The organism is Microbacterium sp. G2-16M (genome assembly GCF_055809115.1).
Genome location: NZ_CM147897.1, coordinates 1456695 through 1482391, shown reverse-complemented (window position 1 = coordinate 1482391; position 25697 = coordinate 1456695). Strand labels below are relative to the sequence as shown.

Here is a 25697-nt window from a genome sequence, read left to right as displayed (position 1 = left end):
ACCCGCGCGGGCGCAATACGCGCGGGTCCGAAACGGACGAATCCGCCTGCCGGTCGACGTCGGCCAGACACTCTGTCCGGACGATGCCCGCGGGTCTGCGGGGGCGGGATGCCGGGGTCAGCGCTGGCAGGAAGGGCACCAGTAGACGAGCCGCTCCCGCGTCGGGTCGGCGCCCAGCGCGCTGCGCCGGATCGGGGTGCCGCAGCGCCGGCACGGCTGCCGGTCGCGGCCGTACACCCAGCGTGCGGCGCCGCGTCGGCTGTCGCCGGTGAACGTGCGGGTCGTCCGATCGCGGTTGGACTGCAGCATCCGTGCCGCCGTGGCCACCAGCGCGACGCCGTCCACCTGCGATGCGGGGGCGGTGGGCAGGATGCCGCGGACGAACAGCACCTCGTTGACGTACTCGTTGCCGAGCCCGGCGAGGTTGCGCTGATCCTGCAGAGCCACGTGCACGGGACGCGCGTCGCCGGCCAGACGCCGAGCGGCCTCGGCAGGATCCCAGTCCGGCTGCAGCGGGTCGGGGCCGAGGTGTCCGACGAGCGTGGACTCGTCGCGGGTGGGCACGACGGCGACCTCGGCGAGGTCGAACCCGATCGCGTCGCATGCGGCGGTGCACAGGATCGCGCGGGCGGTGTGTGCCGGTCGCGGCCAGCGGGCGCCCGAACCGAGGACCACCCACATGCCCTCCATCTTCAGGTGCGAGTGCAGCGTCCACTCGCCGATCCGGTGCAGGAGGTGCTTGCCGCGCGGCACCACCTCTCGGACGATCTGCCCGGTGAGGTCGACGGTCGCCGCCTGGGGGACGCGCAGCTCGCACCGGGTCAGCGTCCGCCCCGTCAGCGCCTCGTGCAGCCGGCGCGCGGTCTGCCAGACGGTGTCGCCCTCAGGCACGGGCGGTGACCTTGCGCAGCGTCAGCCCGCGCGTCGACTCGACGAAGCCGGCTGCGCGCAGGGCGCGACCGACCGGGGTGCCGAACACGAACGCGCCGTTCACCTGCTCGATGGTCAGGGTCTCCAGGCGCCGGGCCCGCGCGGTCTCGGCGAGGCTCCGGCATCCGGCACCCAGCACGGCGTCATGCTCGCTGAACGCCAGCGCGGTCTTGCCGCCGCGCTCCAGGTACAGCACGAGCTCGCCGTCCACGAGCACGACGAGCGCCCCGGCCTTGCGGCCGGGCCGGTGCGCGCTGCCCTCCAGCGCCGGCCAGCCCAGCGCCGCCCCATACGGATTGGCCGGGTCGGCCGCCGCGAGGGTGCGGGCGGTCAGCGGGGGCGGGTCGGTGAGGCCGGCGAACTCGCGCAGGCGGTCGATGGTGGCGGATGCCGCGAACTGCGCCGCCCCGAGCCGCTCGATCACGTACCCGCGCCGGCAGTGCCCGGCCTCTTCGAATCCGGCGAGGATCCGATACATCTGCGCGAAGCCGCCCGGCACCTGCTCGGCGACCACCGAGCCGCGGGTGACCACGCCGTAGCGGTCCAGCAGCAGGCTGGCCGTCGCGGTGGCCCGCAGCGCGGGGTCGGCCTCGGGCGCGGGCAGCACCGACCACCGGCCGCCGATCGCCGGCGGACGCGGCGGGGCGGATGCCCGGGACGGCGACGCGCCGCGGTACATCCGTGCGCGGGGCGTGCGCCGCGACACCTTGTGCGCCTGCGACCCGCCCGAAAGCAGCGTGCGCAGCGGCGCGAACGTGTCGTTGGTCACCCGCCCCGCCCAGGTCAGCGACCAGAGCGCCTCGATCACAGACTGCTCGTTCTCGGCATCCGCCAGCGTCCGCAGCTGACCCGCGAAGTACGCGCCGCCCGCGCCGAGGACATTCAGCAGCCGCTCCTCGAGCGATCCGGGCACGATCTCGCCCACCGGCTCGGCCAGGGTCACCGGCGCCGCATCGGCGGGGTGCAGGGCGACCCAGCCGTCCCGGCCGGGCAGCGCGCCGTGCCCGGACCACACCACTTCGCCGCTCGCGGTGAGCTCGTCGAGCATGCCGGGCGAGTAGTCCCGCACCCGCGAGGCGAGGACGAGCGACTCCCACGCGCTGGCGGGGATCGGCACGCCGGCGAGCTGCTCGACCACCGCCGCGACGCCGTCGATGCCCTCCAGCGGCCGGTCGAGGTGCTGCCACACCGGCAGGAAGCGCGCGTACGCGTGGGGTGCGACCGGCTCGACGCTGCCGCGGATGGCCGCCAGGCTCCGCATCCGCAGCCGGCGCAGGGCCTCGGCGTCGCACCACTCGGCGTCGTCCGGGCCGGACCCGGCAGAGGCCTCCGGCAGGAAGAATCCGCTGGTGACCCGGCCGGCGGCCTCCAGCCGTTGCAGGGTGAGACGCGCGACCGCGACGCCGACGCCCAGGCGTTCGGCCGCGGCATCCGCCCGGAACGGCCCGTGCGTGCGGGCGAACCGGGCCACCAGGTCGCCGAGGGGATCGGCGACCGGTTCGAGGAACGCGGTGGGGATGCCGACCGGCAGCGCGGTGCCGAGGGCATCGCGCAGCCGCCCGGCATCCTCGATCGCGGCGACCCGCGGCATCCCGCCGATCGTGACCGGGATCGCGCGATGCGCGGCGACGAGGGCGTCGAGGTGGGTGGATGCCGCGGCCGGCGTCGGTGCCGCGGAGGCGGGCTCGGCTTCCAGCCGTGCGGCGACCTCGGCGGCATCCAGCGGCCCCAGCATCCGCAGCAGATCGGCCACGCCCTCCACGCCGCGCACGTGCCGCTCGGGGTCGAGCCGCTGCACCTCGCGCTCGAACTGGGCGATGATCTCCGGGTCGAGCAGCTCGCGCATCTCGACCTTGCCCAGCAGTTCGCTCAGCAGCGCCGGATCGACCGACAGCGCCGCCGCGCGTCGCTCGGCCAGTGGCGAGTCGCCCTCGTACATGAACGCGCCGACATATCCGAACAGCAGGTCGCGGGCGTACGGCGACGGCTGGGATGTCGAGACCTCGACGAGCCGGATGCGGCGCTCGCCGATGCCGCGGCACAGCTGCAGCAGCGCCGGCAGGTCGTACACGTCCTGCAGCACCTCGCGCAGCGTCTCGAGGATGATCGGGAACGTCGGATGCCGGCGGGCCACCTCCAGCAGCTGCGCGGCCCGCTGCCGCTGCTGCCACAGCGGGCTGCGGCGGCCCGGGTTCAGCCGGGGCATGAGCAGCGCGCGTGCCGCGCATTCGCGGAACCGCGAGGCGAACAGCGCAGACCCGCCGACCTCGTCGGTGACGAGCTGGTCGATCTCGTCCGGCTCGAACACGAACAGCTCGGCCCCTGGGGGCTCGGCTTCGGCATCCGGGATCCGGGCGATGATCCCGTCGTCGCTGGCGACCGCCGATCCCTCGACCCCGAGCCGCTCGCGGATGCGGGCGTTCACCGCCAGCGCCCACGGCGCATGCACTTGCATGCCGTACGGGGAATGAAGGATGACGCGCCAGTCCCCGACCTCGTCGCGCGAGCGCTCGACGGTCAGCGTCCGGTCGGTGGGAAGCGTCCCGGTGGCCTCGCGCTGCTCGGCCAGATAGCCCAGCAGGTTGTCGATGGCGTTCTCGTCGAGCCCGGACTCGACGAGCCGGGCCTGCGCCTTCTCGGGTGCGGAGGCCGCCACCTCGCGCGAGAACCGGCCGAGCGCCTCGCCCAGTTCGGCCGGACGGCCGATGCCGTCCCCGTGCCAGAACGGCACCTTGCCGGGCTGTCCGAACGCCGGCACGACGTTGACCCGGTCGTGCGTGATCTCCACGATCCGCCAGCTGGTCGTGCCGAGGGTGAACACGTCGTTGACGCGCGACTCGTAGACCATCTCCTCGTCCAGCTCGCCGACCCGGGCGCCGACCTTCTCGCCGGCGGCGTACACGCCGAACATGCCGCGGTCGGGGATCGTCCCGCCGCTGGTGACCGCGATCCGCTGCGCGCCGGGGCGGCCGGTGAGCGTGCCCTGGTCGCGGTCCCAGACCACGCGGGGGCGCAGCTCGGCGAACTCGTCGGACGGGAACCGGCCGGCGAGCAGATCGAGCGTCGCCTCGTACGCCGAGCGCGGAAGCGTGCGGAACGGGGCGCTGCGCCGCACCGTCACGTACCAGCCCTCGACATCGACCGGACCGACGGCGCAGGCGGCCACGGTCTGCTGGGCGAGGATGTCGAGCGGATTCTGCGGCACCGAGAGCGCCTCGATCTGGCCCGACAGCATCCGCTCGGTCACCACCGCCGTGTGCAGCACGTCGCTGCGGTGCTTCGGGAAGAGCGCCGCGCGGCTGATCTCGCCGACCTGGTGGCCGGCCCGGCCCACGCGCTGCAGGCCGGATGCCGCGGACGGCGGCGCCTCGACCTGGATGACCAGATCGACCGCGCCCATGTCGATGCCCAGCTCGAGGCTCGAGGTGGCCACCACGCAGCGCAGGATGCCGCGCTTGAGCTCGTCCTCGACCTCGGCCCGCTGCTCCTTGGACACCGAGCCGTGGTGCGCCTTGGCGAGCACGGGCGGTTCGTCGGCGTCCGCATCGGCCGAGAGGCGCTCCGCGTAGATCTCGTTGAGCCGGCCGGTCAGCCGCTCGGCGAGCCGCCGCGAGTTCGCGAACACGATGGTCGACTTGTTCTGCAGCACCCGGTCGACGATGGCCTCTTCCACGTGCGGCCAGATCGAGCCGGTCATCTCGGTGCTCTCCGGGGCGGGGGCATACCACTGGCCGTCGGCCGCATCGCCGTTCGCGGCATCCGCTGCCGGGGCGGAGTCGTCGGAAGCAGGGGATCCGGAAGCCGGGGACTCGGGCGCCGGCGGCGGATTGCGCATGTCATCGACGGGGACCACGACGTTCAGCTCGAATGTCTTCGTCGCCCGCGGGGCGACGATCTCGACCGGGGCCGCGCCGCCGAGGAACCGGGCGACCTCGTCGATCGGCCGCACCGTGGCCGACAGGCCGATGCGCTGGGCGGGCCGGTCCAGCAGCTCGTCCAGCCGCTCCAGGCTCACCGCCAGGTGCGCCCCGCGCTTGGTGGCGGCCACCGCGTGCACCTCGTCGACGATCACGGTGTCCACGCCGCGCAGGGTCTCGGCGGCCTGGCTGGTGAGCATGAGATACAGCGACTCGGGGGTCGTGATGAGGATGTCGGGGGGAGCAGTCACGAGCCTGCGGCGATCGGACGCCGACGTGTCGCCGGAGCGCACGCCGACCGTGACATCCGGGATCGGAACGCCGAGGCGTCGCGCCTGCTGCGCGATCCCGACCAGGGGCGAGCGCAGGTTGCGCTCCACGTCCACGCCCAGCGCCTTCAGCGGAGAGACGTAGAGGACGCGGGTGCGTCGGGCCGCGGTGCTCGGCCCGGAGGTGGTGGGGCGGCGCGGATCGGCGGCCGGGCCACCGGCATCCCGCGCGTGGAAGACCCGGTCGATCGCCCAGAGGAACGCCGACAGGGTCTTGCCCGATCCGGTGGGCGCCACCACGAGGGCGTGCTTGCCGGCGGCGATGGCCTCCCACGCGCCGCGCTGCGCGTCGGTCGGGTGCGCGAAAGCGCCGCGGAACCACTCCCGCGTCGCCGCGCCGAAGAGGTCCATCACGTCGCCCACCTCCCCATCTTTGCCGGTATCACCGACATCCGGGCTAAGCTGGAAGTTCTTTGCCACCCCTGAGAACAGTGAGAAGGGAGCCGATCGTGTCGAACGTGACCGGAACGGACACCGTCTGGATGACCCCGGCCGCCCTCGCGGCCCTGCAGAGCGAACTCGACGAGCTCACGGCCATGCCCAGCGACGAGGCCTCGCAGGCGCGGGTGCTCGAGCTGCGCGAGCTGATCCGCCGTGCGGAGGTCGGGACGAAGCCCGACGACGGCGTCGTCGAGCCGGGCATGCGCATCACCGTGAAGTTCCAGGCGGACGGCTCGGTGGAGACCTTCCTGCTCGGCAGCCGCGACCTGGTGCGCACCGACGGCGACATCGAGGTGTATTCGCCCACGTCCCCGCTGGGCTCCGCCATCGACGGACACCGGGTGGGCGAGGCGGTCAGCTTCGCCGCGCCGAACGGCGCGACCCTCGAGGTGTCGATCGTCGCGGTCACCCCGTACGCGTAGCGATCACGTCGCAGCGGTCACTCCCGTACGCGCAGCCGTCACTCCGACGGGATCAGCACCCACAGGAACAGGTACGGCCACAGGCCGACGCCGAAGAACATGAGGCCGGCCGCGGCGAGCACGCGGACGACCAGGACGCGGCAGCCGAAGCGGTGCGCGACGGCGGCGCAGACGCCCGCGAACACGCGGTCCTGGCGCGGACGGATGAGTGTGGCCATGCCGACATCCTCCCACCGCCGCCCCCGCGTTCACAGGGTCCGGAGAATCCGGCCTTCTTCGGACGACCTGGGCGAATTCATCCGAGGTCGGCGCGATCCTCCGAACCCTGTGAGTCGCTCAGCGTCGCTCGGCCAGGCCGTCGGGGGTCAGCTCGAGGGTCGTGTCCACGCCGAGCCGCTGCAGGAACGCGTCGTCGTGACTGACGACCAGCACCGCGCCGCGGTAGGCCGACAGGGCGTCCACGAGTTGATCCACGGTGTCCAGGTCGAGGTTGTTCGTCGGCTCGTCCAGCACCACCAGCTGGGGCGGGGGATCGGCCAGCAGCAGGCGCGCCAGCGCCACCCGGAACCGCTCGCCGCCCGAGAGCGCCGCGACCGGCCGGTCCACGGCATCCCCCCGGATCAGGAATCGCGCGAGGCGATTGCGGATCTCGGCCGGCGGCGTCCCGGGCGCGGCGGCCCGCACGTTCTGCAGCACCGAGGCGGCATCATCCAGCCCGTCCACGCGCTGCGGCAGGTATCCGACGCGGTCGGTGTGGGCCTGGGCGCGTGCAGAACTCCGGAGATGCAGCCCGAATGGGCCGGAATCGGCCCGGGCTGAGGCGGGCGCGTCCGAAACTCCGGAGTTCTGCACGGCCGATGCCACCAGCTCCTCGAGCAGCGTGGTCTTCCCGGCGCCGTTCGGCCCGATCAGGGCCACCCGCTCGGGCCCCGCGACGACCCACTCGCGCGCGTCGTCGGCGAGGGTCGCGATCCGGCGCCCGGCGGGCACGCCCGGGTCGGGCAGGTCGATCAGCACCGCGTCGTCGTCGCGCACACGACGCTCGGCGGCGTCCAGGGCGGCGCGGGCGGCGGACTCCTTCTCGCCCATCTCGGTGCGCAGCCGTCCGGCCGAGACCTGCGCCGCGCGCTTGCGCCCGCCCGCGATGATGCCGGGCACGCGCTTGGAGACCTGGGCCTTGCGCCCCACCGCTGCGCGCCGCGAGAGCTTGGTCTCGGCCTCGATCCGCTGGCGCTTCTCGCGCTTGAGCACCTGCTCGGCGGCGCGCTCGGCCTGTGCGGCCGCGGACTGCTCGGCCTCCCGCCAGTCCCGCCACTGCGAGTACGGTCCGCCGAACACCGACAGCTCGCTGTCGTACAACTCGGCGGTGGCGTCCATCAGCTCGAGCAGGGCGATGTCGTGGCTGACCACGATCAGCGTCCCGCGCCACGCGCGCACCAGGTCGTACAGGCGGTGCCGGGCGTCGCGGTCGAGGTTGTTCGTCGGCTCGTCCAGCAGGGTGATCGGCGCCTGTCGCAGCCGGATGCCGGCGACCGCCGCCAGCACCGTCTCGCCGCCGGAGATCTCGCCCACCGTCCGGTCCAGGGCCCCGTCCGGCACCCCCGCCTCGGCCAGCGCGGCGATCGACCGGGCCTCGATGTCCCAGTCGTCGCCGATCGCGTCGAAGTGCCGCGGGTCGGCGTCGCCGGCCGCGACGGCGCGCACCGCGGCCAGCGTCTCGGCGACGCCGAGCAGCTCGGCCACCGGTCGCTCGGTGCCTAGCGTCAGCTGCTGCGGAAGGTGCGCGATGTCGGATGCCGCCGTCACATGGCCTCCGGACGGTTCGAGCGCGCCGGCGATCAGGCGGAGCAGCGTCGACTTGCCGGATCCGTTGCGGCCGACCAGCCCGGTGCGACCGGCGCCGAACGCGCCGGACACGTCGCGCAGGGCGATCGAGCCGTCCGGCCAGGCGAACGAGAGCCGATCCAGGACGACGGGAGCGGAGAGAGTGTGTGCAGGCATGGGGCCTCCTCGATGTCGGGGTGCGCCGACATCGATGCCCGAGGCGCTCCCGCAGCGGGAGGGGTGAGATCGACGGTCGGCGCGCGAACGTGCTGCAGAGGCAGCGGATTGTCCGGTGACGGCACGACACGTCGAGAAACGACGGATCGGGCAGCGTCAGCGCGCGGCGGCGATCTCGGTCATTCCATTCCTCACGTCGGGGACAGGGCCGAGCCACTTTAGCAGATCGGCCTGCCGATGTCGGCGGCATCCGGCAGACTGGCGCACATGACGACGCGGTCGGTGAGTGCCCTGGGCGTCCTGGCGACGTGGCTGCTCATAGACCTGTGGCGGGTGTGGACGCCGTCGCTGATCACACTGTTCGGGCGCGCCGCCCAGACGCCGGCCGAGGTGATGGGGGCGTACGCGCTGCTCGTGATGGCGGTTCCGCTCGTGATCGTCGCGTTCCTCCGCCGCCGGCTCGCCCGGTGGGCGGGGTGGATGCTGCTGGCGGCATTCGTGGTGCGGATCGCGCTGGCGATCAACCCCGAGGGCGGCGACATCCAGCTGTACGGCAGTTCGGTCGGGGTCGTGCTGGCCTTCGGCGCGCTGTGCCTGTGCGCGGGGTCGCTCGGTCGCGCGCTGGTGCCGAGCGTGCTCCTGGGCGTCGCGGTGAGCGCGTCCACACATGCGCTGCTGGGCACGTTCGGCGCCGTCTGGCGCCGCGACGGATGGGATGTCGCGCTGCTGATCGTGCAGGCGGTGCTGGTCGTCGTCGCGATGCGGGGCGCGGCACGGGCGCGCGATGCGCCGGTCGCCGCGCGCACCGCGCTGCTGCTGCCGCCGGTGCTGCTGATCGTGCTGCTCGGGCTGTCCGACGTCGGACGGGGCTCGGTGCTGAGCCCGATCTGGGGCACCTTGGCGGTCGTGGTCGGCGTCTGGGCGGCGGTGATCGTCGCGCTGCTGCCGGCTCCGCGCCGACGGCCGTGGTTCTCGGCCGTGCTGTTCCCCGCCGCGGTGCTGGTCGCCGTGCCGCTCGAGGTCACGCGCGGCGGCTTCGAGGGCGTGCTGAGCGTGTGGGCGGCGGCGGGGTTCGTCGTCGGACCGGCAGCTGCCGCCCGGCTGCTGCTGTTCGCCGGGGCGGGTCGCTCGCCGCGTACGGCGTCCGTGTCGGCGGGTGTGGGTGGGGTGATCTGGACGCTGCTGTTCTTCGCGTTCTACGCCGGCTACGACCTGGGGTATCGCGCGGACTGGGTGATCTTCGCCGCGGCGGTGGCACTGGCGGCCTGGGCCGTGTCGTATCGGGCCGGGATTCGGGGTCGCATCGGTCGCGATTCCGGGGCTGCGCCCGGGTCCGGCTCCGCGCGTGGGTCCGGCTCTGCGCGCGGGTCCGGCTCTATGCCCGGGGCCGGCTCCGACGACGCCGCCTTCGATCCCGCCGAGGCGCAGCGCATCGGGGCCGGGGGCGCACGGGCGGTCGCCGCGTCGGCCGTCGCCGCCGTGATCGCGGTGATCGCCGCGCTGGTCGGGCCGGCGCTGACGATCCCGACCCGGCCGGTCGCGGCATCCGCCACCGATCGGCCTCTCACCGTGGCGGCCTACAACCTGCGCATGGGGTACGCACTGGACGGCCGCTTCGTGCCGGGGGCGGTGGCCGAGCAGATTCGCAATGCCGGGGCGCACGTGGTGCTGCTCAGCGAGGTCGACCGCGGCTGGCTGCTCAACGGCGGTCAGGATCAGCTGGCGATCATGGCGCGGATGCTGGGCATGCGATTCGTCTTCGGGCCGGCCGGCGATCAGGTGTGGGGCGACGCGATCCTCACCGACCTGCCGGTGCACGATGCCGGCTCACAGCGCTACCCGGCGTTCGACTCGCTCACCGGCGCCGGGATGACCTCGGCCACCATGAAGTGGGGTGACACGGCCGTGCAGGTCATCGCCACCCACCTGCAGCCCGACGGCGACGAGCTGAACGCCACGCAGGGCCAGGCGGCGTTCTTCTCGCAGGCGCTGGCCGCAGCCGCCGCCCGCGGACCCGTGATCGGGGGCGGCGACCTGAACACGACACCCGACACGGCGTCCTGGCGGCTGCTGCTCGCCTCGGGCGCCCACGACGCGCTCGCTCCCATCCGGCCCGCCTACACCTCGCCGGCGGAGGCCCCCGACCAGGAGATCGACCACCTGTTCGTCGCCGGGATGACGGTGCACGACGCCGCCGTCGCCGACTCGACGCTGTCCGACCACAGGATGATCACCGTGCAGGTGCAGGTGGACTGACGCCGCGCGGGCCGGGGCCGGGGCACCCGCGCGCCCGCATTCGCGCCCGCGCTCCGGCATCCGCGCCCCGCCGACCGCGCTCCGGCATCCGCGCCGCGCCGACAGGGCCCCGGCACCCGCGCCCGCTATCCGTCGGCGTCGAGGGCGGCCAGCCGCTTGTCAAGGAACACCCGGATGTCGGCGACCTCTTCCTCGGACACGCCATGCCCGAGCGTCGGGTAGACCCGTCCGGACAGCTCGCTGTGCGCCGGAAGCCACTGCGTGGTGCGGTCGATCAGCGGCGCCGGGATCACGTCGTCGAGCGCCCCGCGCCCCCAGAACACCGGCGGACGCCGGCGCTGCAGCTCGGCATCGCCCGGCAGCTCGCCGGGGGCGGCGTACCCGGACAGATTCAGCACGAACGCGAACCGCTCGGGGGCCAGCCGCATCGCCTGCAGCGCCACCGAGGCGCCCTGCGAGAAGCCGAGCAGTCCCACGGTGCTCGCGGGGCCGGCCGCCGCATCCAGCCATTCCAAGAACGCGGATGCCGCTGCCGTCACCCGCTCCGGGTCGCGTGCGCGCGGCCCCGACAGGTCGGCGTCGGTGACATCCTCGATCGGATACCACGAGTGCCCGGGGGAGGGCCACGGCGGGGTCAGCGGCGCGCGCACGGACGCCGTGACGAACGCCTCGGGCAGCGCCGGAGACAGCCCGAACAGGTCGTGCTCATCGGCGCCGTAGCCGTGCAGCAGGACGAGCAGCGGCCGGCCGGCGCGCGCGTCGGCCGGGGCCGACCACAGTGCGGCGTCGGGATCGATGCGGGGCGCGTCGAAAGAGCTCATGCGCCCATCCTGCCAGCGTGCACCGACGTCCCGTCCGTCAGTCGGCGGCTGCGCCCAGCCGCCGTGCAGAGTCGATCACGAACTCGACCCCGAGCAGGAACAGCTCGTCGTCCTGCAGATCGACGAGCTCGTTCGCCAGGGCCGCAAAGCGCGGATACAGCTGGGGGTCAGGGCGAAGCGGCGCATCGAACCAGGGATTGGCGCCGTTCACGCGCGCGGTGCCCGACTCGCCCTCCCGCTGCGCGCGTGCGATGCCCGCAGCCCCGGACAGCGAGTGCTGGGCAAGCAGGGCGTAGTGGCGCACGACATCCTGATCGTTCAAGCCGGCGCGGGTGAATGCGTCCAGCATCAGTTCGATCGCCGACAGTTCGCCCGGGCCATGTGTGGTCAGCGTCGTGGCCTCGGCGCCGATCGCCGGGTAGCGGATGAAGGTGCGCAGCGTGTGCGTCGCCAATTCTCGCAACCGCTGCTCCCAGTCCTCGGGCTCTGCCTGCACCGCCGCCACCGACTCGGCGATGACCGCGTCCAGCAGGGCACGCATCACCTCCTCCTTGCTGGAGAAGTGTCGGTAGATCGCCGTCGGATCGGCTCCCAGCCGAGCGCCCAGCTCGCGCACTGACACGGTCGCGCGGCCGCTCGAGGCCGCGAGCTCGAGGCCCGCTGCGACGATCGCCTCGCGGTCGAGTCGGGTCTGCGCTCTTCCCCGGTGATTCGCGGTCGTGTGATTCGCCATTCCCACCCTCGTTCGCCGCCGTTGAGATGGCGGGTGCACCGATGCGCCGCGTGCATCCCCGACGCCCCTGTCAGCCTAACTTGTTCCACGTCCATTGAGTCAACAGTGTTGACAACGACGTTGACTGCATCTAGCCTCGCTCGAAGCAGAACTTCGACGCGGAAGGACGGCCATGACGGCTGATGTGATCTTCACCGGCGGTGCGATCTTCACCGGATCAGGGGCACCGGTGTCCGGACAGTTCGTGGCCGTGACGGATGGTCGCATCGTCGCCGTGGCGCCGGATCCCGAGCTGGTCGCCCATGTCGGTCCCCACACGCGAGTCGTCGATCTGGCGGGCGCCCTGCTGTCGCCAGGTTTCCAGGACGCGCACATCCACCCGATCGGGGGCGGGACCGAACTGCTGCAGTGCGACCTGTCGGGTGCTGAGGATGCCGACGCCGCCATCGCGATCGTTGCGGAATACGCCGCCCGGCAGCCGCCCGGCGCCTGGATCCTCGGTGGCGGCTGGTCGATGGACCACTTCCCCCGCGGCAATCCGACCCGTCGTCTGCTGGACGCGGTTGTCGCCGACCGTCCGGTGATGCTGCTCAGCCGCGACCACCACTCCACCTGGGCCAACACCGCCGCCATCCAGACGGCGGGCCTGGACGCGTCCACGCCCGACCCCGCAGACGGCGTCATCATCCGCGAGGCGGACGGGTTTCCGGCCGGAACGTTCCACGAAGGCGCCGGGAACCTGTTCTCGCACGTCACGCCCGCCGCCGACCCGGAGCTCGCCTACCGCGGATTGCTGCGCGCGCAGGAGCGTCTGATCGCACTGGGCATCACCGGCTGGCAGGATGCCATGATCGGCGACCTCGCCGGGACGGCCGAGGGCCTGGAGGCCTACCGACGAGCGCTCGCCGAGGGCACACTGCGTGTGCACGTCGACGGTGCACAGTGGTGGGAGCGCGACGGCGGCGCGGAGCAGGTCGCGCAGATGGTCGCGCGGCGCGACGAGATCGCCGCGCTCGGCAGCGACCGGCTGCGCCTGGGCACCACCAAGATCATGGTCGACGGCGTCGCCGAGAATCACACCGCCGCGATGCTCACCCCCTACCGCGACGAGCACGGCCACGACTCCGGCGCCTCTGGACTGACGTTCGTGCTGCCGGACGACCTGCGCGAATATGTCACCGCCCTCGATGCCGCGGGCATGCAGGTGCACTTCCATGCACTCGGCGACCGCGCCGTGCGGGTGGCCCTGGACGCGCTGGAAGCGGCGCGCGAGGCGAACGGCGCGACCGACGGCCGACATCACCTCGCGCACCTGCAGATGGTCGACGAGGTCGATGTCCCCCGCTTCGCGGGATTGGATGCCACGGCCAACATCCAGGCGCTGTGGGCCACGCATGAGGACCAGTTGGACGAGCTGACCCTCCCGTTCCTGCGCGATGGCGCGGAGGCGCGGCACTATCCGTTCGGCGACCTTGCGCGCGCCGGCGCGCGGCTGGCCGGGGGCAGTGACTGGCCGGTCTCGAGTGCGGCGCCGATCGATGCGATCCACGTCGCGGTGAACCGTGCGTATCCCGGGTCGGGACTGCCCTCGCTGGGTGGAGCCGGCCAGTGCCTGGACCTCGCCACCGCGATGGCCGCCTATACGTCGGGCACCGCGTGGATCAACCATCGCGAGCACGAGACCGGGCGGATAGCGCCGGGGTTCGCCGCCGACCTGATCGTGCTCGACCCCGACCCGTTCACGCTGCCCAGCGCAGACATCCACCTCTGTGAGGTCGCCGCGACGTGGATCGGCGGCACGCAGGTCTACACCCGTACCCCCGTCACCACAGGAGAGCACTCATGACAGCTCAGCACCGTCACCGCATCCTGACCGCCGCTGCCGGCATCGTCGCCGCCGCGCTCGTGGTCACCGGGTGCGCCGGCTCACAGCAGCCCGAGACGCCGAAGACGTCCAACAGCCTCACCGCCGACACGCCGGCGCCCTCCGGCGACATCGACAGCATCACCTGGGCCGTCTATGCCGAGCCGTATTCGCTCGACTACGCCTACGCGTTCGACTACCCCGACAACCAGATCCTGGCCAACGTGTGCGAGTCGCTGCTGCGGCTGAACCCGGACTGGACGCTGTCGCCGAGCCTGGCCGAGTCGTTCAGCAACCCGACCCCGACCACGTGGGTCTACGAACTGCGCAAGGACGTCACATTCCACGACGGAACCAGGATGACCGCCGCAGATGCGGTGGCCTCGATGAAACGCCACATGGACCCGGCTGTCGGGTCGTCGTGGGCCGATGTCTACCAGAACGTGAGATCGATCACGCAGACCGGGCCGTACGAGGTCACCGTCACGACCTCGATCCCCGACTCGCAGTTCAATCTGGCCATGGGCTCATCGGCCGGAGTGGTCGAGTCGGCCAAGACGCTCGCTGAGAAGGGCAAGGACTACGGCAACTCGACCGGGCTGGTCAATTGCACCGGACCGTACAGCGTCGCGTCGTGGGAGTCGGGCGAGTCGATCACACTCGAGCGCTACGACGACTACTGGGACACCGCGCTGAGGGCCAAGAACAAGACCTTCACGTTCGTGTTCATGGGCGATTCCACAGCGCGCGTGAACGCGCTGACCACCGGTGCCGTCGACGGCAGCTGGATGCTGCCCGCCGAGGCGCTGCCGAAGCTGCGCAGCACGGATGCCGGTCACCTGTACCTCGGTGTGAACACCGCGGTCAACAACATCGTGATCTCGAACCTGAAGGGCGCGCTCGGTGACGTGCGCGTGCGCCAAGCGCTGATGATGGCACTGAACAGACCGGAGATGGTCAAGGCCATGACCGGCGGCATCGGTGAGGTCACCAACGCCATGACCGCGAAATCGGTGTGGAGCGGCGTCGACGAATCGACCGTGGATGACGCGTTCAACGGATTGAAGGACTACACGTACGACGTCGCGGCTGCGAAGAAGCTGGTCGAAGAGGCCGGCGCCACCGGCAAGGAGGTTGTGTTCGCCACGGCGCCGATCGGCAACGACTTCAACATCGTCTCGCAGGGCACGGCCGCCGCCGCCAACGCCATCGGGCTGAAGGCGAAGATCGTCACCCTCACGCCGGCGCAGTTCAGCGCGCTGTTCTCCGACCCGAGTGCGCGTGAAGGCATCGACATGTTCTACACCAGCTGGTACCTGTCCAGCCCCGACCCGCTGGAGATGTACGCGGTGCTGCGCACCGGCCAGTTCAGCAACTACGGCGAGTGGGACGACAAGGAGTTCAACACGGTCGTGAACGAGGCGATCGGGACCTCCGACGTCAACGCCCGGGCGAAGCTGTCGACCAAGGCGCAGAAGATCGCCAACGAGCAGCTGCCGTGGCTGCCGCTGTTCGACGCGCCCACGACGGTGTTCCTCGGCAAGCGGATCACCGGCCTGCAGCCGTCGATCGCGTTCCTGTACTACCCGTGGGCGGCCACCCTTGGCAAGCGCTGACCTGCTGCGGGACCCGGTCGACAGTGCCGACGCTTCCGCCTCCGCCGCACGCCGCGGGCGGTCGGGCGCGGTGGTGCGGCTGGTCGTCGGCAAGCTTGCGAGCCTCGTGCTCACGCTGTTCCTCGCGTCACTGCTGGTGTTCTTCTCTCGCTTCATCGTTCCGGGCGACCCCGTACGGTTCCTGCTGCGCGGGCGCAGTCCGAACCCGCAGGCGATCGCCGAGGTCACGAAGCAGTTCGGACTGGACCTGCCCCCATGGCAGCAGTACGTCAACTGGGTGGTCGACATGCTGCACGGCGACTTCGGTCGCTCGCTGCAGTATCGGCAGGATGTGTCCTCGGTGATCGCGGGTCGGCTGCCCACCACGGCGCTGATGGTGGGGATGGCCGCGGTGGCGATCCTCGTGCTCGGGCTCGTCGCCGGCATCGTCGCCGCGGTCTACCGCGGCCGCGCCGCCGACCGGGTCACGCTGATCGGGCTGACCGTGCTCAGCGCGATGCCGTCCTTCGTGGTCGCAATCCTGCTGATCGCAGTGTTCGCGGTCGATCTGGGCTGGTTCCCCACCTTCGGCGCCGGCGAAGGGTTCGGCGACATGGTGTACCACCTCACGCTGCCCGCACTCACGCTGACCATCGTGTTCGTCGTGCTGATCGCCAAGGTGACCCGCTCGGCGATGGTCGAGCAGTTCTCGCGTGAGCACGTCGAGGTGGCCACCAGTCGCGGGGTGCCGGCCGGCGCCGTCGTGCGCCGGCACGTGCTGCGCAACTCGCTGCGCCCGATCCTCACCGTCGGCGGCCCGCTGATCGCCGGGATGCTGGTGGCCACGACGATCGTCGATGCGGCATTCGGGGTCGCGGGCATCGGTTCGCTCCTGGTGCAGTCCGTCGACCGACTGGACTTTCCCGTGGTGCAGGCCATCGTGCTGCTGGTGGTCACGGTGTTCCTCGTCGTCAACACCGCCGTCGATCTGCTCGAACCACTGCTGGATCCACGCTTGGCCGCCGGGGAAGCCGCACGATGAGCACGACTGCGACCACGACCCTGCGCATTCTGCGCACCACGCGCTTCCCGCGCGCTTCCGCCACCACCTGGGTCGCCGTCATCGTCGTGGTGCTGCTCGTGCTGATGGCAGCACTTGCTCCCGTCATCGCACCGTTCGCACCGGATGCCGTCGACTTCGCCGCCATCAACGCCGGCCCGAGCGCCGCGCACTGGCTCGGCACCGACGGCCTCGGGCGCGATCTGCTCAGCCGCACGATGTTCGGCGCGCAGACCGCGCTGCTCGGCCCGCTGGCCGTGGTCATCGGCTCGACGATCGTGGGCATCCTGCTCGGTCTTGCAGCCGCCTGGCGCGGCGGTTGGCTGGATGCCGTCCTGGGCCGGCTGTTCGACGTGCTGTTCGCGTTTCCGTCGCTGCTTCTGGGCATCATGGCGGTCGCGCTGTTCGGCAAGGGTCTGATCGCACCGGTGATCGCGATGAGCATCGCATACGCGCCCTACGTCGCGCGGCTGACCCGTGCTCTGGTCAGTGCCGAGCGGTCCCGCCCGTACGTGGCCGCCTACCGCGTGCAGGGCTTCTCGGGGCCCTGGATCGCGCTGCGCCGGGTGCTGCCGAACGTGACCCCGGTCGTCGGCGCGCAGTCGACGCTGAACTTCGGCTACATCCTGGCAGAGCTGGCCGGGCTCTCGTTCCTGGGGCTGGGCGTGCAGCCGCCGACAGCGGACTGGGGCGCGATGATCAACGAGGCGCAGGCCGGCATCGTCGCCGGCGCCTTCCTGCCGGCCCTGGTCCCGGCCGTCGCGGTCGTGCTCGCGGTCGTCGCAGTGAACGTGATCGGCGAGGACATCTCCGATCGCATCGGAGGAGATGTGGCATGACCGATACCGCAATGGCGAGCAGATTGCTCGAGGTCTCGGAGCTCACCCTGACGCTCGCCGACGGCACGCCTCTCCTGCGTGGCGTGACGCTGCACGTGGATGCGGGAGAGACGGTCGGACTGGTGGGCGAGTCCGGCTCCGGCAAGTCGTTGACGGCGCGCGCCGCCCTCGGCCTGACGCCTGCCGCAGCGACGCTCGGCGGGTCGATGCGGGTCACCGGCCGCGAGATGGTCGGCGCCCATCGAAAGGACGTGCTGCGCGTGCGTCGCGAAGGTGCCGCCATCGTCTTCCAAGATCCACGCTCGGGGATCAATCCGATGCGCACCATCGGCGACCACATGACCGAGACGATGCGGATGGTCGAGCATTGTTCGGCGGCCGATGCCCACACGCGTGCACTGGACCTGCTGGATGCTGTCCGGCTGCCGGATCCACGGGCGCATCTGCGTCAGCATCCGCACGAGTTCTCCGGCGGCATGCTCCAGCGCGTGATGATCGCCGGAGCGCTGACCTCGTCGCCCCAGCTGCTGATCTGCGACGAGCCCACCTCGGCACTGGATGTGACCACCCAGGCCGACATCGTCGCCGTGCTGCAGCGTCTGCGGGGCGAGCGTGGGATGGGGATGCTGTTCATCACGCACGATCTCAACTTGGCGGCATCCATCTGCGATCGCGTCTATGTGATGCACGACGGTGTGATTCAGGAGCAGGGCTCGGCGCGCGACGTGTTCGGGAACCCGCAGGCGGCGTACACCCGCCGCCTCGTGGAGGCCACTCCATCGTTGGACCGAACCGCCGGCCCAGCGGCGGCCGGGCTGCGGCACGCGGGTGTTCCGGCCGAGCCCGCGCCGGCGCCCGCAGATGAGCCCATACTGCGGGTGGAGGGACTCGGCAAGAGCTACCATGTGGCGGGTCGAGCGCCCCTGCAGGCCGTGTCGGGCGCTTCGTTCGCACTGGCGCGTGGCGGCGCGCTGGGCGTGGTCGGCGAATCCGGCTCGGGCAAATCCACGCTGGCGCGGATGATCGTGGGGCTCGAACGTCCCGATGTCGGCGACATCCACATTGCCGGCCGTGACCGACTCGGCGCCGCGCACAGCCGCGCCGAGCGGCTTGCGCGGGCCCGTTCTGTGCAGATGGTGTTTCAGGATCCGTACCTGTCGCTGGACCCGCGTGTCCCGGTGGGGCGAGCCATCGAAGACGCGCTCCGGCTGCACACCGGCCGACGCGATGCCGCTCTGCGCCGGCGCGTGGTCGAGCTGCTCACCGCGGTCGGGCTCGAGGAGCGCCACGCATCGGCGCGTCCGCGCACACTGTCGGGCGGGCAGCGGCAGCGGGTCGCCATCGCCCGTGCGGTGGCCGTCGATCCCGACGTGCTGGTGATGGACGAGGCCACCAGCGCGCTGGATGTGTCGGTGCAGGCGCAGGTGCTGGACCTGGTCGCCGACATTCGTCGTGACCGAGGACTGACCGTGGTCTTCATCAGCCACGACCTGACCGTCGTGCGCCGCGTATGCGAGACGACGCTGGTCATGCGGCGCGGGCGGATCGTCGAGGAAGGTCCGACTGCTCGACTCCTCGAGCAGCCGCAGCACCCCTACACGCGCCTGCTGCTGGACTCGATCCCGCGGGTGCCCGCCCACGACTGAGAGCGAGAGCGTTGCGAGCAGCAACCGCGCTGCGCGGCGGTCGAGCAGACATACCTGCGCGGTCTGACCGAGCACGTCGATCCGACACCCGGGAACCACCGGAGTGACGGATGCGTGGGGTATACAGGAGACATGCCCGTCCGCACGCCTGACCCCGATCCCGAGCCGGACCCGGAGGAGTCGACCCCGGGCGGCGAGCCGTTCATCCCCGGCTCGCTCGAGGGCTTCGGCACCGGTGCGGGGAGCGTGAACCCCGGCTGGCTGACCGACGTCGAACTCGCGCAGGCGCGGCGTCGCCTGCCCATCCTCTACGTCGAGGCCGTCCCGGTGCGCACCGACGGCGTCGGCGTCGTCACCGAGGTGGGCCTGCTGCTGCGCGCGACGCCGCTGGGCGAGATGACCCGCACGATCGTGTCGGGCCGCGTGCGATACGGCGAGACCATCCGCGACGCGCTGTTCCGCCATCTGGAGAACGACCTCGGCCCGATGGCGTTCCCGCTGCTCCCACTGCAGCCGACGCCGTTCACGGTGGCCGAGTACTTCCCGATGCCGGGGCTGGGCGCGTTCCACGACGACCGACAGCATGCCGTCTCGCTCGCGTTCGTGGTGCCGGTCACCGGCACCTGCGATCCTCGTCAGGATGCGCTCGAGGTGACGTGGCTCGGGCCCGAGGAAGCAGCATCCGATGCCGTCGCGGCCGACATGGAGGGCGGCCGCGGCACGCTGCTGCGGATGGCGCTGGCCAGCGTCGGCGCGCTCCGCTGAATGCCGGCGGCATCGGCCGCGCGCGGGCATTGAGGACACTCAGGCAGGGGCGGTAGTGTTCACCGTGTCCGCACGCAGAGCATCTGCGCCACTGCCCCCCGGTGTCGTAGGCAGCGTCCGCTGACCCGCCATCGGCCGCGCGCGGCGAGGCGGTTCCGGCGTCGCGCTGTCTCGCGCTGAACCCCACTTCCGAGAGCCGAGACACACCCATGTCCGACCAGCCGCCGCAGACCGACGCCGAGTCCGCCGAGACGCCGTTCGACACCCTGCTGGCCGCCACCGCGGCCGATGCGGGCTTCAACACCGCGTTCCGCGGGTACGACAAGGACGAGGTCGATGCCGCGATCTCGCAGCTGAAGACGCGCCTGCGCACCTCGGGTGACGAGGCCGCCCGGCTCAAGGATGAGCGCCACCGCGCCACGACGTCGCTTGCGCAGCTGCAGAGCCGGGTCGAAGAGCTGGAGGATGCCGCCACCGCCGCCCGCTCGCAGGACAGCGACGCGCTGGCCGCGCTGAAGGCGAAGCTGAAGGATGCCGCAGCCCAGCGCCGCAAAGAGGTCGAGCAGGTCCGTTCGGACGAGGCTGCCGAACGTGCCCGGCTGGAGGAGGCGCATGCCCAGCTGAAGGCCGACCTCGCCGCCGCGCACGCGCAGACGACCGAGGCGCAGAAGCACGTGCAGGCGCTGAGCGAGGAACTCAGCGGGTCCCCGACCGAGTCGCCGAACCGGCGCCAGTTCGAGGAGATCCTGCGGGTCGCCGAGGAGCAGGCGTCCACCCTCATCCGCAACGCGAGCGTGCAGGGCGACCGGCTGCTGGAGGCCGCGCGCGAAGAGGTGGACAGTCGGCGCGCGGACGCGCAGGCGCAGGCCGAGGGGATCATCGCCCAGGCACAGCACGAGGCGCAGCAGGCGCGCCTGCGAATCGACACCGAGCTGACCGCGCACCAGGCGCTGCTCGAGCGCGAAGCCGCGCACGCTGCCGAGAAGGTGGAGCAGGCGGACCGCGAGGCGGCCGCCATCCGCTCCGAGGCGGAGAAGGGCGCGGCGGCGCTGCGCTCGATGGTGGCACGCGAGACCAGCCGCGACCGCGCCGAGGCCGAGGAGGCGGTCCGCGAGCTGCGCGTGCGCACGCTCGAGTTCGAGGCATCCCTCACCCGGCGCCAGGACGACGCGCACCAGGAGTTCCTGGTGCTGCACAACCAGGCCGTCGCCCACGCCGAGCGGATCACCACCGACGCGAACGAGCAGGTCGCCGCCTCGCTGGAGCACGCGAAGCGCGTCACCGCGAAGGCGGACGACTTCGAGAAGCTCGCCCGCGCACAGGGGCAGCAGATCGAGGCCGACGCGCAGCTGCGCGCCGCCGAGCATCTGGAGCACGCCCGCACCAAGGCGCAGAAGATCATGGACCTGGTCACCGCGAACGCGCAGGACGTGCTGCGCGACGCCGAGGACCGCGCACGCCAGCTGCGCTGGCAGCAGCATCAGCTCACGAGCTTCCTCGCCGAGGTGAAGGAGCTCATCCGGCCGTCCTCGACTCTGCCGGCCGCCGAGGGCGCGCCGGTGTCGCCTGCCGAGGACGACGCGGCGGATGCCGCGACCGACGCGGCGGCGGATGCTGATGCCGACGCGGACGCCGACGGGGAAGCGACGGACGCCGACGGGGAGAGCTCGGTCATCGAGGAAGCCGAGCGCATCGTCGAAGACGCGGACAACTGAGCCTGGGAGTGCCGGTCAGCCGGAGGTGGTCTCGCGCGCGATCGCGGCGAGGAACGCGTCGATGTCGTCCTCAGTGGTGTCGAACGAGCACATCCACCGCACCTCGTTGCGCGCAGCATCCTCCCCACGTCCACTCGGATCATCGCTGACGCGCTGATCCGAGCCTCCGGACGCGGGGCCCCAGTCATAGAACCGGAATGACTCCCGCAGCCGGTCGGCGACGCCGGCCGGCAGCGTCGCGAACACGCCGTTGGCCTGCGTCGCCTGGGTGAACCCGACGCCGCTGATGGAGCCGTCGGCGAGGCCCGCCTCGATGCCGGTCCGCAGACGCTGCGCCATCGCGTTGGCGTGCCGCGCGTTGCGCAGCCACAGATCGCCCTCCAGCAGCGCCACCAGCTGCGCCGAGACGAACCGCATCTTCGAGGCGAGCTGCATGTTCATCTTGCGCAGATAGACGAGGCCGGCGGATGCCTCCGGGTTGAGCACGACGATCGCCTCGGCGCCCAGCGCGCCGTTCTTGGTGCCGCCGACGCTGACCACGTCGATGCCGACGTCGCGGGTGAAGGCGCGCAGCGGCAGGTCGAGGGATGCCGCCGCGTTCGCGAGGCGCGCGCCGTCCATGTGCACGCGCATGCCGACCCCGTGCGCGTGATCGGCGATGGCCCGCAGCTCGTCGGGCGTATACAGCGTGCCCAGCTCGGTGGACTGCGTCAGCGACACCACGAGCGGCTGCGCGCGGTGCTCGTCGCCCCAGCCCCAGGCCTGAAGGTCGATCAGCTCGGGGGTGAGCTTGCCGTCGTCGGTCGGGACGGTCAGCAGCTTCATCCCGCCGATGCGCTCGGGGGCGCCCTGCTCGTCGACGTTGATGTGCGCGGTGGATGCCGCCACGACCGCACCCCACCGCGGCAGCATCGACTGCAGCGCGGTGACGTTCGCGCCGGTGCCGTTGAACACCGGGAACGCCTCGACCCCCTCGCCGAAGTGGTCGGACATGACCTCTTGCAGGCGGGCGGTGTAGGCATCCTCGCCGTAGGAGATCTGGTGCCCGCCGTTGGCGGCGGCGATGGCGGCCAGCACTTCGGGATGGATGCCGGAGTAGTTGTCGCTGGCGAAGCCGCGCAGGTTCGCATCATGCAGAGGGGTCACAGGTATCCAATCTAGTTCGTGTGCGGGGCACTCGCCGGTGGCAGCGGCAGGCCGGATCGGCGCAGAGGCGCCGCGGACCGTCTCCGAGACTCGATCCGGCCTGCCGTTGTCACCCGATCACGTCGTGAGGTCTATCACCGTGTCATTCACATCGGCGGCGTCGGTGTCCCAGAGGGCGGCGAACCGATCGGCGAGGGTCTGCTCGAGGCCCTGGAGAGCCTTCACCCGGAACACGACGGACGCCGCGGCAAGCGGGTGATCGGCATCCCTGGCCGCCTTCGCGAAGCCCTGCGCGACTGCGCGCATCCAGGCCTCGCTGGCCGCCTTGACCGCGGCATAGTTCGCTCCGCCGGCCAGCGGCCGGGCGACCGAGACCGACGAGACCATGGCCAGGCGGCCCGCATCCGATGCCTTCAGATCGTCGTCGAACGCCCGGCTCACGTGCCGCAGCGCGGTGAGCGACCCCTCGAGGAAGCGGAAGTCCTCATCGGTCTGTCCGGCCAGGCCTCCGCCGCCGCGCCATCCGCCCACCAGATGCAGCACGCCGTCGACGCGGGTGTCATCGCCGCGCAGACGCTCGGCGAGCCCGAACACCGCCTGCTCGTCGGCGAGGTCGCACGCCTCGGTCACCCACGGTGCGCCGGTGTCCGTCGCGTCGATCTGCTCGGCGAGCGCCTCGAGCTTCACCGGGTCGTGTCCGACAGCGACCACGAAGGCGCCGGCATCCACCAGCGTCTGCACGGCGATGCGGCCGCTCGCACTCGTCGCTCCGGCCACCAGCACCGTCCGACCGGTCAGGTCCGTCATCGGGGCATCCTCTCCCGGGGCCTTGGGCCCGCGTCATCCACGGGCCTTGGTCCCGCGTCATCCCGGGGCCTTGGGCCCGCGTCATCCACTGCACATCATCTTCGCGACTGCACATCAAATCTGGCCCAGTTTCATGTGCACCCGGCCAAATCGTACGATTTCGAGAAGAATGCAGGGGGTCAGTCGGTGCCGCGGATGCCGGCGGTCGACGCGATCACGTCGCGCATCTTCTTCTCCAGGGCCTCGTAGAACATCGAGTGGGGGAACTCGTCGTCCAGCACGGCATCCGTGTACCCCTTCGGCGGACCGGCGAGCACGTCGTCCGGCAGCCCGCGCGCCCACGCCGATGCCGGGTGCGGCGTCACCACGCCGCTCACCAGCTCGTACGCGGCCAGCCAGTGCGCGATCTTCGGACGATCGATCGACTTCCAGTACAGCTCGTCGATCGCATCCCCGAGCGCGACCACGGCGGCCGGGACGTCGCCCTCCCCGCGCTCACTCGAGCCATCGCCGGCGCGCTGACCCGAGCCTCCGAGCGTGGGGCCCCAATCGAACGCGAGTGCGGTGTCGGTCCAGTGCAGCACGCCCCGCTGGTGCAGCCACGCGAAAAGCAGCTGGCCGCCCAGCCCGTCGTAGTTGCGCACCCGCGACCCGGTGATCGCGAACCGGAAGATCCGGTCGAAGATCACCGCGTACTGCACCAGCCGAGCGTGCTCCAGGATCTGCTCCTCGACGGGGGTGCGCTCGTCCTGCGCCTGAAGCCGCGCCTGGATCGCCACCGACTCGCGGAACGCGGTCATATCGCAGCGCATCTCCTCCAGCGAATACAGGAAGTACGGCATCCGCTGCTTGATCATGAACGGATCGAACGGCAGATCGCCGCGCATGTGCGTGCGATCGTGGATGATGTCCCACATCACGAACACCTCTTCGGCGAGCTTCTGGTCCTCCAGCATGCGCGCCGCCTCCGCGGGCAGGTCGAGCTTCGTGATCTCGGATGCCGCCCGCACCACTCGGCGGTAGCGCGCCGCCTCGCGGTCCTGGAAGATCGCGCCCCAGGTGAACGTCGGGATCTCGCGCATCGCCACCGTCTCGGGGAACAGCACGGCCGAGTTCGTGTTGTAGCCGGGGGTGAAATCGATCAGCCGCAGCGACACGAACAGCTTGTTGCCGTAGTCGCCGGCCTCCAGCGCGGCGATGAACTCGGGCCAGATGACCTCGACGATCAGCGCTTCGACGTGCCGGTTGCGCGACCCGTTCTGCGTATACATCGGGAACACGACCAGGTGCCGCAGGCCGTCCACGCGATGCTGCTCCGGATGGAACGCGACCAGCGAGTCGTAGAAGTCCGGGATGCCGAAGCCCTCGTCCGCCCAGCGGCGGAAGTCCACGACGGATGCCGCGAGGTACGCCTCGTCGTGCGGGAACAGCGGCGCGAGCTCGGCGATCGAGGCGACGATTGTCTCGACCAGTTCGGCGGCCCGAGTCTTCTCGTCGGGCACGGAGCCGTCCTGGACCTGGATCGTCTGCAGGGCGGTCGCGGCATCCTTCAGCGCCGACCACGCGGAGCCGTTCTCGACGCCCCGTACGTCTTCGACGACCCCTTCGTCTCGCTCCGCTCGCTCAGTGCGGTGCTCGGGTTCGCCGACGACGGTCTTCTGCGCGCGCTCGGCGTGGACCTGACTCATGGACATGGGAACCTCCGATCTTCGAATGACACGAAATCTTCCGGCTGAATCGCCGTCTTACCGATAATATTACGGTCATGAGCGATTCGCCATCGGATGCTGCACTGGACGCGGTCGACACCCGCATCGTCGCCGAGATCTCCGCCGATGCGCGCACCACGCTGGCACAGCTGGCTCCGCGCGTCGGTCTGTCGGTGTCGGCCGTGCAGGCGCGGCTGCGGCGACTCGAGTCGCGCGGGGTGATCACCGGCTACCGGCCGATCCTCGCGGCCGAGGCAGTGGGCAAGCCGCTGGCGGCGTTCATCGAGATCTCGCCCCTGGACCCGGCCCAGCCCGACGACGCCCCCGAGCTGCTCGAGCATCTGACCGAGATCGAGGCGTGCCACTCGATCGCGGGGGAGGCCTCGTACATGCTGTTCGTCCGGGTCGCCTCGCCGCGCGACCTCGAACGGCTGATCGGCGACATCCGACGTGCCGCCTCGGTGAGCACACGCACGACGGTGGTGCTGCAGACCTTCTACGAGCAGCGCCCGCTCGTGCCCCTCCCGCCCGCCGCGGACTGATCACCGGCGGCCCGGCCTGATCGGCCCGGCCCCCGGCGGCCCGGCCCGGCGACGGCCCGGCGACGGCCCGGCCCCGCGACGGCCCGGCCCCGCGACGGCCCGGCCCCCGGCGGCCCGGCCCCCGATCGGCGAGACAAGGGATTCTCGTCGAAACCGGGG

19 protein-coding genes are annotated in these 25697 nt (G+C 71.6%); 10 read left to right on the top strand and 9 right to left on the bottom strand.

Going from position 1 to position 25697, the window contains the following annotated elements:
- Positions 1 to 117: 117 nt before the first annotated feature.
- Positions 118 to 891: a DNA-formamidopyrimidine glycosylase family protein gene (locus tag AC0L6F_RS07025; RefSeq protein ID WP_473539683.1), complete on the bottom strand. Its 774-nt coding sequence runs from the start codon at positions 889 to 891 to the stop codon at positions 118 to 120.
- Positions 884 to 5527 carry an ATP-dependent helicase gene (locus AC0L6F_RS07020; RefSeq protein ID WP_473539976.1) on the bottom strand — a complete coding sequence of 1548 codons (4644 nt, stop codon included), beginning with the start codon at positions 5525 to 5527 and terminating at the stop codon, positions 884 to 886. The genes AC0L6F_RS07025 and AC0L6F_RS07020 overlap by 8 nt, the downstream gene beginning before the upstream one ends.
- A 107-nt stretch (positions 5528 to 5634) precedes the next feature.
- Here AC0L6F_RS07020 and AC0L6F_RS07015 point away from each other — a divergent pair, with 107 nt between their 5' ends.
- On the top strand, positions 5635 to 6039 hold the full coding sequence (locus AC0L6F_RS07015) for a GreA/GreB family elongation factor (RefSeq protein ID WP_473539682.1): 405 nt from the start codon (positions 5635 to 5637) through the stop codon (positions 6037 to 6039).
- 38 nt (positions 6040 to 6077) lie between these two features.
- On the opposite strand, the gene AC0L6F_RS07010 is transcribed toward AC0L6F_RS07015, so the two are convergent.
- Together AC0L6F_RS07010 and AC0L6F_RS07005 are read right to left on the bottom strand one after the other, a co-directional pair.
- Positions 6078 to 6257 (bottom strand): PspC domain-containing protein, encoded by a 180-nt coding sequence (locus AC0L6F_RS07010; RefSeq protein WP_473539681.1) that lies wholly within the window; start codon positions 6255 to 6257, stop codon positions 6078 to 6080.
- Positions 6258 to 6375: 118 nt separating this feature from the next.
- On the bottom strand, positions 6376 to 8040 hold the full coding sequence (locus tag AC0L6F_RS07005; RefSeq protein WP_473539680.1) for an ABC-F family ATP-binding cassette domain-containing protein: 1665 nt from the start codon (positions 8038 to 8040) through the stop codon (positions 6376 to 6378).
- 267 nt (positions 8041 to 8307) lie between these two features.
- On the opposite strand from AC0L6F_RS07005, the gene AC0L6F_RS07000 reads away from it, so the two are divergent.
- Entirely contained in the window at positions 8308 to 10296 is a 1989-nt protein-coding gene (locus AC0L6F_RS07000) for an endonuclease/exonuclease/phosphatase family protein (protein WP_473539679.1), read from the top strand.
- A gap of 125 nt (positions 10297 to 10421) precedes the next feature.
- On the opposite strand, the gene AC0L6F_RS06995 is transcribed toward AC0L6F_RS07000, so the two are convergent.
- Both AC0L6F_RS06995 and AC0L6F_RS06990 read right to left on the bottom strand, forming a co-directional pair.
- Positions 10422 to 11117 carry an alpha/beta hydrolase gene (locus AC0L6F_RS06995; RefSeq protein WP_473539678.1) on the bottom strand — a complete coding sequence of 232 codons (696 nt, stop codon included), beginning with the start codon at positions 11115 to 11117 and terminating at the stop codon, positions 10422 to 10424.
- Positions 11118 to 11154: 37 nt separating this feature from the next.
- Positions 11155 to 11850: a TetR/AcrR family transcriptional regulator gene (locus AC0L6F_RS06990; protein WP_473539677.1), complete on the bottom strand. Its 696-nt coding sequence runs from the start codon at positions 11848 to 11850 to the stop codon at positions 11155 to 11157.
- A gap of 172 nt (positions 11851 to 12022) precedes the next feature.
- Between AC0L6F_RS06990 and AC0L6F_RS06985 the strand changes: the two genes are divergently transcribed.
- The 7 genes from AC0L6F_RS06985 (at position 12023) to AC0L6F_RS06955 (ending at position 21334) form a co-directional block, all read left to right on the top strand.
- The gene (locus AC0L6F_RS06985) at positions 12023 to 13696 is read left to right on the top strand and encodes an amidohydrolase (RefSeq protein WP_473539676.1); all 1674 of its coding nucleotides are present in this window, start codon (positions 12023 to 12025) and stop codon (positions 13694 to 13696) included.
- Positions 13693 to 15330 (top strand): ABC transporter substrate-binding protein, encoded by a 1638-nt coding sequence (locus tag AC0L6F_RS06980; RefSeq protein WP_473539675.1) that lies wholly within the window; start codon positions 13693 to 13695, stop codon positions 15328 to 15330. Before AC0L6F_RS06985 ends, AC0L6F_RS06980 begins: the two co-directional genes overlap by 4 nt.
- Positions 15317 to 16351, top strand: coding sequence for an ABC transporter permease (locus tag AC0L6F_RS06975; protein ID WP_473539674.1), 1035 nt, complete (start codon positions 15317 to 15319; stop codon positions 16349 to 16351). Before AC0L6F_RS06980 ends, AC0L6F_RS06975 begins: the two co-directional genes overlap by 14 nt.
- On the top strand, positions 16348 to 17208 hold the full coding sequence (locus tag AC0L6F_RS06970; protein ID WP_473539673.1) for an ABC transporter permease: 861 nt from the start codon (positions 16348 to 16350) through the stop codon (positions 17206 to 17208). The genes AC0L6F_RS06975 and AC0L6F_RS06970 overlap by 4 nt, the downstream gene beginning before the upstream one ends.
- Positions 17205 to 18854 carry a dipeptide ABC transporter ATP-binding protein gene (locus AC0L6F_RS06965; protein WP_473539672.1) on the top strand — a complete coding sequence of 550 codons (1650 nt, stop codon included), beginning with the start codon at positions 17205 to 17207 and terminating at the stop codon, positions 18852 to 18854. The genes AC0L6F_RS06970 and AC0L6F_RS06965 overlap by 4 nt, the downstream gene beginning before the upstream one ends.
- Positions 18855 to 18986: 132 nt before the next feature.
- The gene (locus AC0L6F_RS06960) at positions 18987 to 19619 is read left to right on the top strand and encodes an NUDIX hydrolase family protein (protein ID WP_473539671.1); all 633 of its coding nucleotides are present in this window, start codon (positions 18987 to 18989) and stop codon (positions 19617 to 19619) included.
- Positions 19620 to 19828: 209 nt separating this feature from the next.
- Positions 19829 to 21334: a DivIVA domain-containing protein gene (locus tag AC0L6F_RS06955; protein ID WP_473539670.1), complete on the top strand. Its 1506-nt coding sequence runs from the start codon at positions 19829 to 19831 to the stop codon at positions 21332 to 21334.
- A gap of 15 nt (positions 21335 to 21349) precedes the next feature.
- On the opposite strand, the gene AC0L6F_RS06950 is transcribed toward AC0L6F_RS06955, so the two are convergent.
- The 3 genes from AC0L6F_RS06950 to AC0L6F_RS06940 all read right to left on the bottom strand — a co-directional run bounded on the left by AC0L6F_RS06950 (position 21350) and on the right by AC0L6F_RS06940 (position 24981).
- Positions 21350 to 22480 (bottom strand): threonine aldolase family protein, encoded by a 1131-nt coding sequence (locus AC0L6F_RS06950; protein WP_274635922.1) that lies wholly within the window; start codon positions 22478 to 22480, stop codon positions 21350 to 21352.
- Positions 22481 to 22597: 117 nt separating this feature from the next.
- Positions 22598 to 23287 carry an SDR family oxidoreductase gene (locus AC0L6F_RS06945; RefSeq protein WP_274635921.1) on the bottom strand — a complete coding sequence of 230 codons (690 nt, stop codon included), beginning with the start codon at positions 23285 to 23287 and terminating at the stop codon, positions 22598 to 22600.
- A 179-nt stretch (positions 23288 to 23466) separates the two neighbouring features.
- Positions 23467 to 24981, bottom strand: a complete 1515-nt coding sequence (locus AC0L6F_RS06940) for a DUF6421 family protein (RefSeq protein ID WP_473539668.1) — start codon at positions 24979 to 24981, stop codon at positions 23467 to 23469.
- A 71-nt stretch (positions 24982 to 25052) separates the two neighbouring features.
- On the opposite strand from AC0L6F_RS06940, the gene AC0L6F_RS06935 reads away from it, so the two are divergent.
- Positions 25053 to 25538: an Lrp/AsnC family transcriptional regulator gene (locus tag AC0L6F_RS06935; protein WP_259612598.1), complete on the top strand. Its 486-nt coding sequence runs from the start codon at positions 25053 to 25055 to the stop codon at positions 25536 to 25538.
- The last annotated feature ends 159 nt before the right edge of the window (positions 25539 to 25697 follow it).

Coding starts and splice junctions, on each gene's coding strand:
- AC0L6F_RS07020 (WP_473539976.1), bottom strand. CDS start 5,527: ATGGACCTCTTCGGCGCGGCGACGCGGGAGTGGTTCCGCGGCGCTTTC.
- AC0L6F_RS07010 (WP_473539681.1), bottom strand. CDS start 6,257: ATGGCCACACTCATCCGTCCGCGCCAGGACCGCGTGTTCGCGGGCGTC.
- AC0L6F_RS07005 (WP_473539680.1), bottom strand. CDS start 8,040: ATGCCTGCACACACTCTCTCCGCTCCCGTCGTCCTGGATCGGCTCTCG.
- AC0L6F_RS07000 (WP_473539679.1), top strand. CDS start 8,308: ATGACGACGCGGTCGGTGAGTGCCCTGGGCGTCCTGGCGACGTGGCTG.
- AC0L6F_RS06995 (WP_473539678.1), bottom strand. CDS start 11,117: ATGAGCTCTTTCGACGCGCCCCGCATCGATCCCGACGCCGCACTGTGG.
- AC0L6F_RS06990 (WP_473539677.1), bottom strand. CDS start 11,850: ATGGCGAATCACACGACCGCGAATCACCGGGGAAGAGCGCAGACCCGA.
- AC0L6F_RS06985 (WP_473539676.1), top strand. CDS start 12,023: ATGACGGCTGATGTGATCTTCACCGGCGGTGCGATCTTCACCGGATCA.
- AC0L6F_RS06980 (WP_473539675.1), top strand. CDS start 13,693: ATGACAGCTCAGCACCGTCACCGCATCCTGACCGCCGCTGCCGGCATC.
- AC0L6F_RS06970 (WP_473539673.1), top strand. CDS start 16,348: ATGAGCACGACTGCGACCACGACCCTGCGCATTCTGCGCACCACGCGC.
- AC0L6F_RS06965 (WP_473539672.1), top strand. CDS start 17,205: ATGACCGATACCGCAATGGCGAGCAGATTGCTCGAGGTCTCGGAGCTC.
- AC0L6F_RS06960 (WP_473539671.1), top strand. CDS start 18,987: ATGCCCGTCCGCACGCCTGACCCCGATCCCGAGCCGGACCCGGAGGAG.
- AC0L6F_RS06955 (WP_473539670.1), top strand. CDS start 19,829: ATGTCCGACCAGCCGCCGCAGACCGACGCCGAGTCCGCCGAGACGCCG.
- AC0L6F_RS06945 (WP_274635921.1), bottom strand. CDS start 23,287: ATGACGGACCTGACCGGTCGGACGGTGCTGGTGGCCGGAGCGACGAGT.
- AC0L6F_RS06940 (WP_473539668.1), bottom strand. CDS start 24,981: ATGTCCATGAGTCAGGTCCACGCCGAGCGCGCGCAGAAGACCGTCGTC.
- AC0L6F_RS06935 (WP_259612598.1), top strand. CDS start 25,053: ATGAGCGATTCGCCATCGGATGCTGCACTGGACGCGGTCGACACCCGC.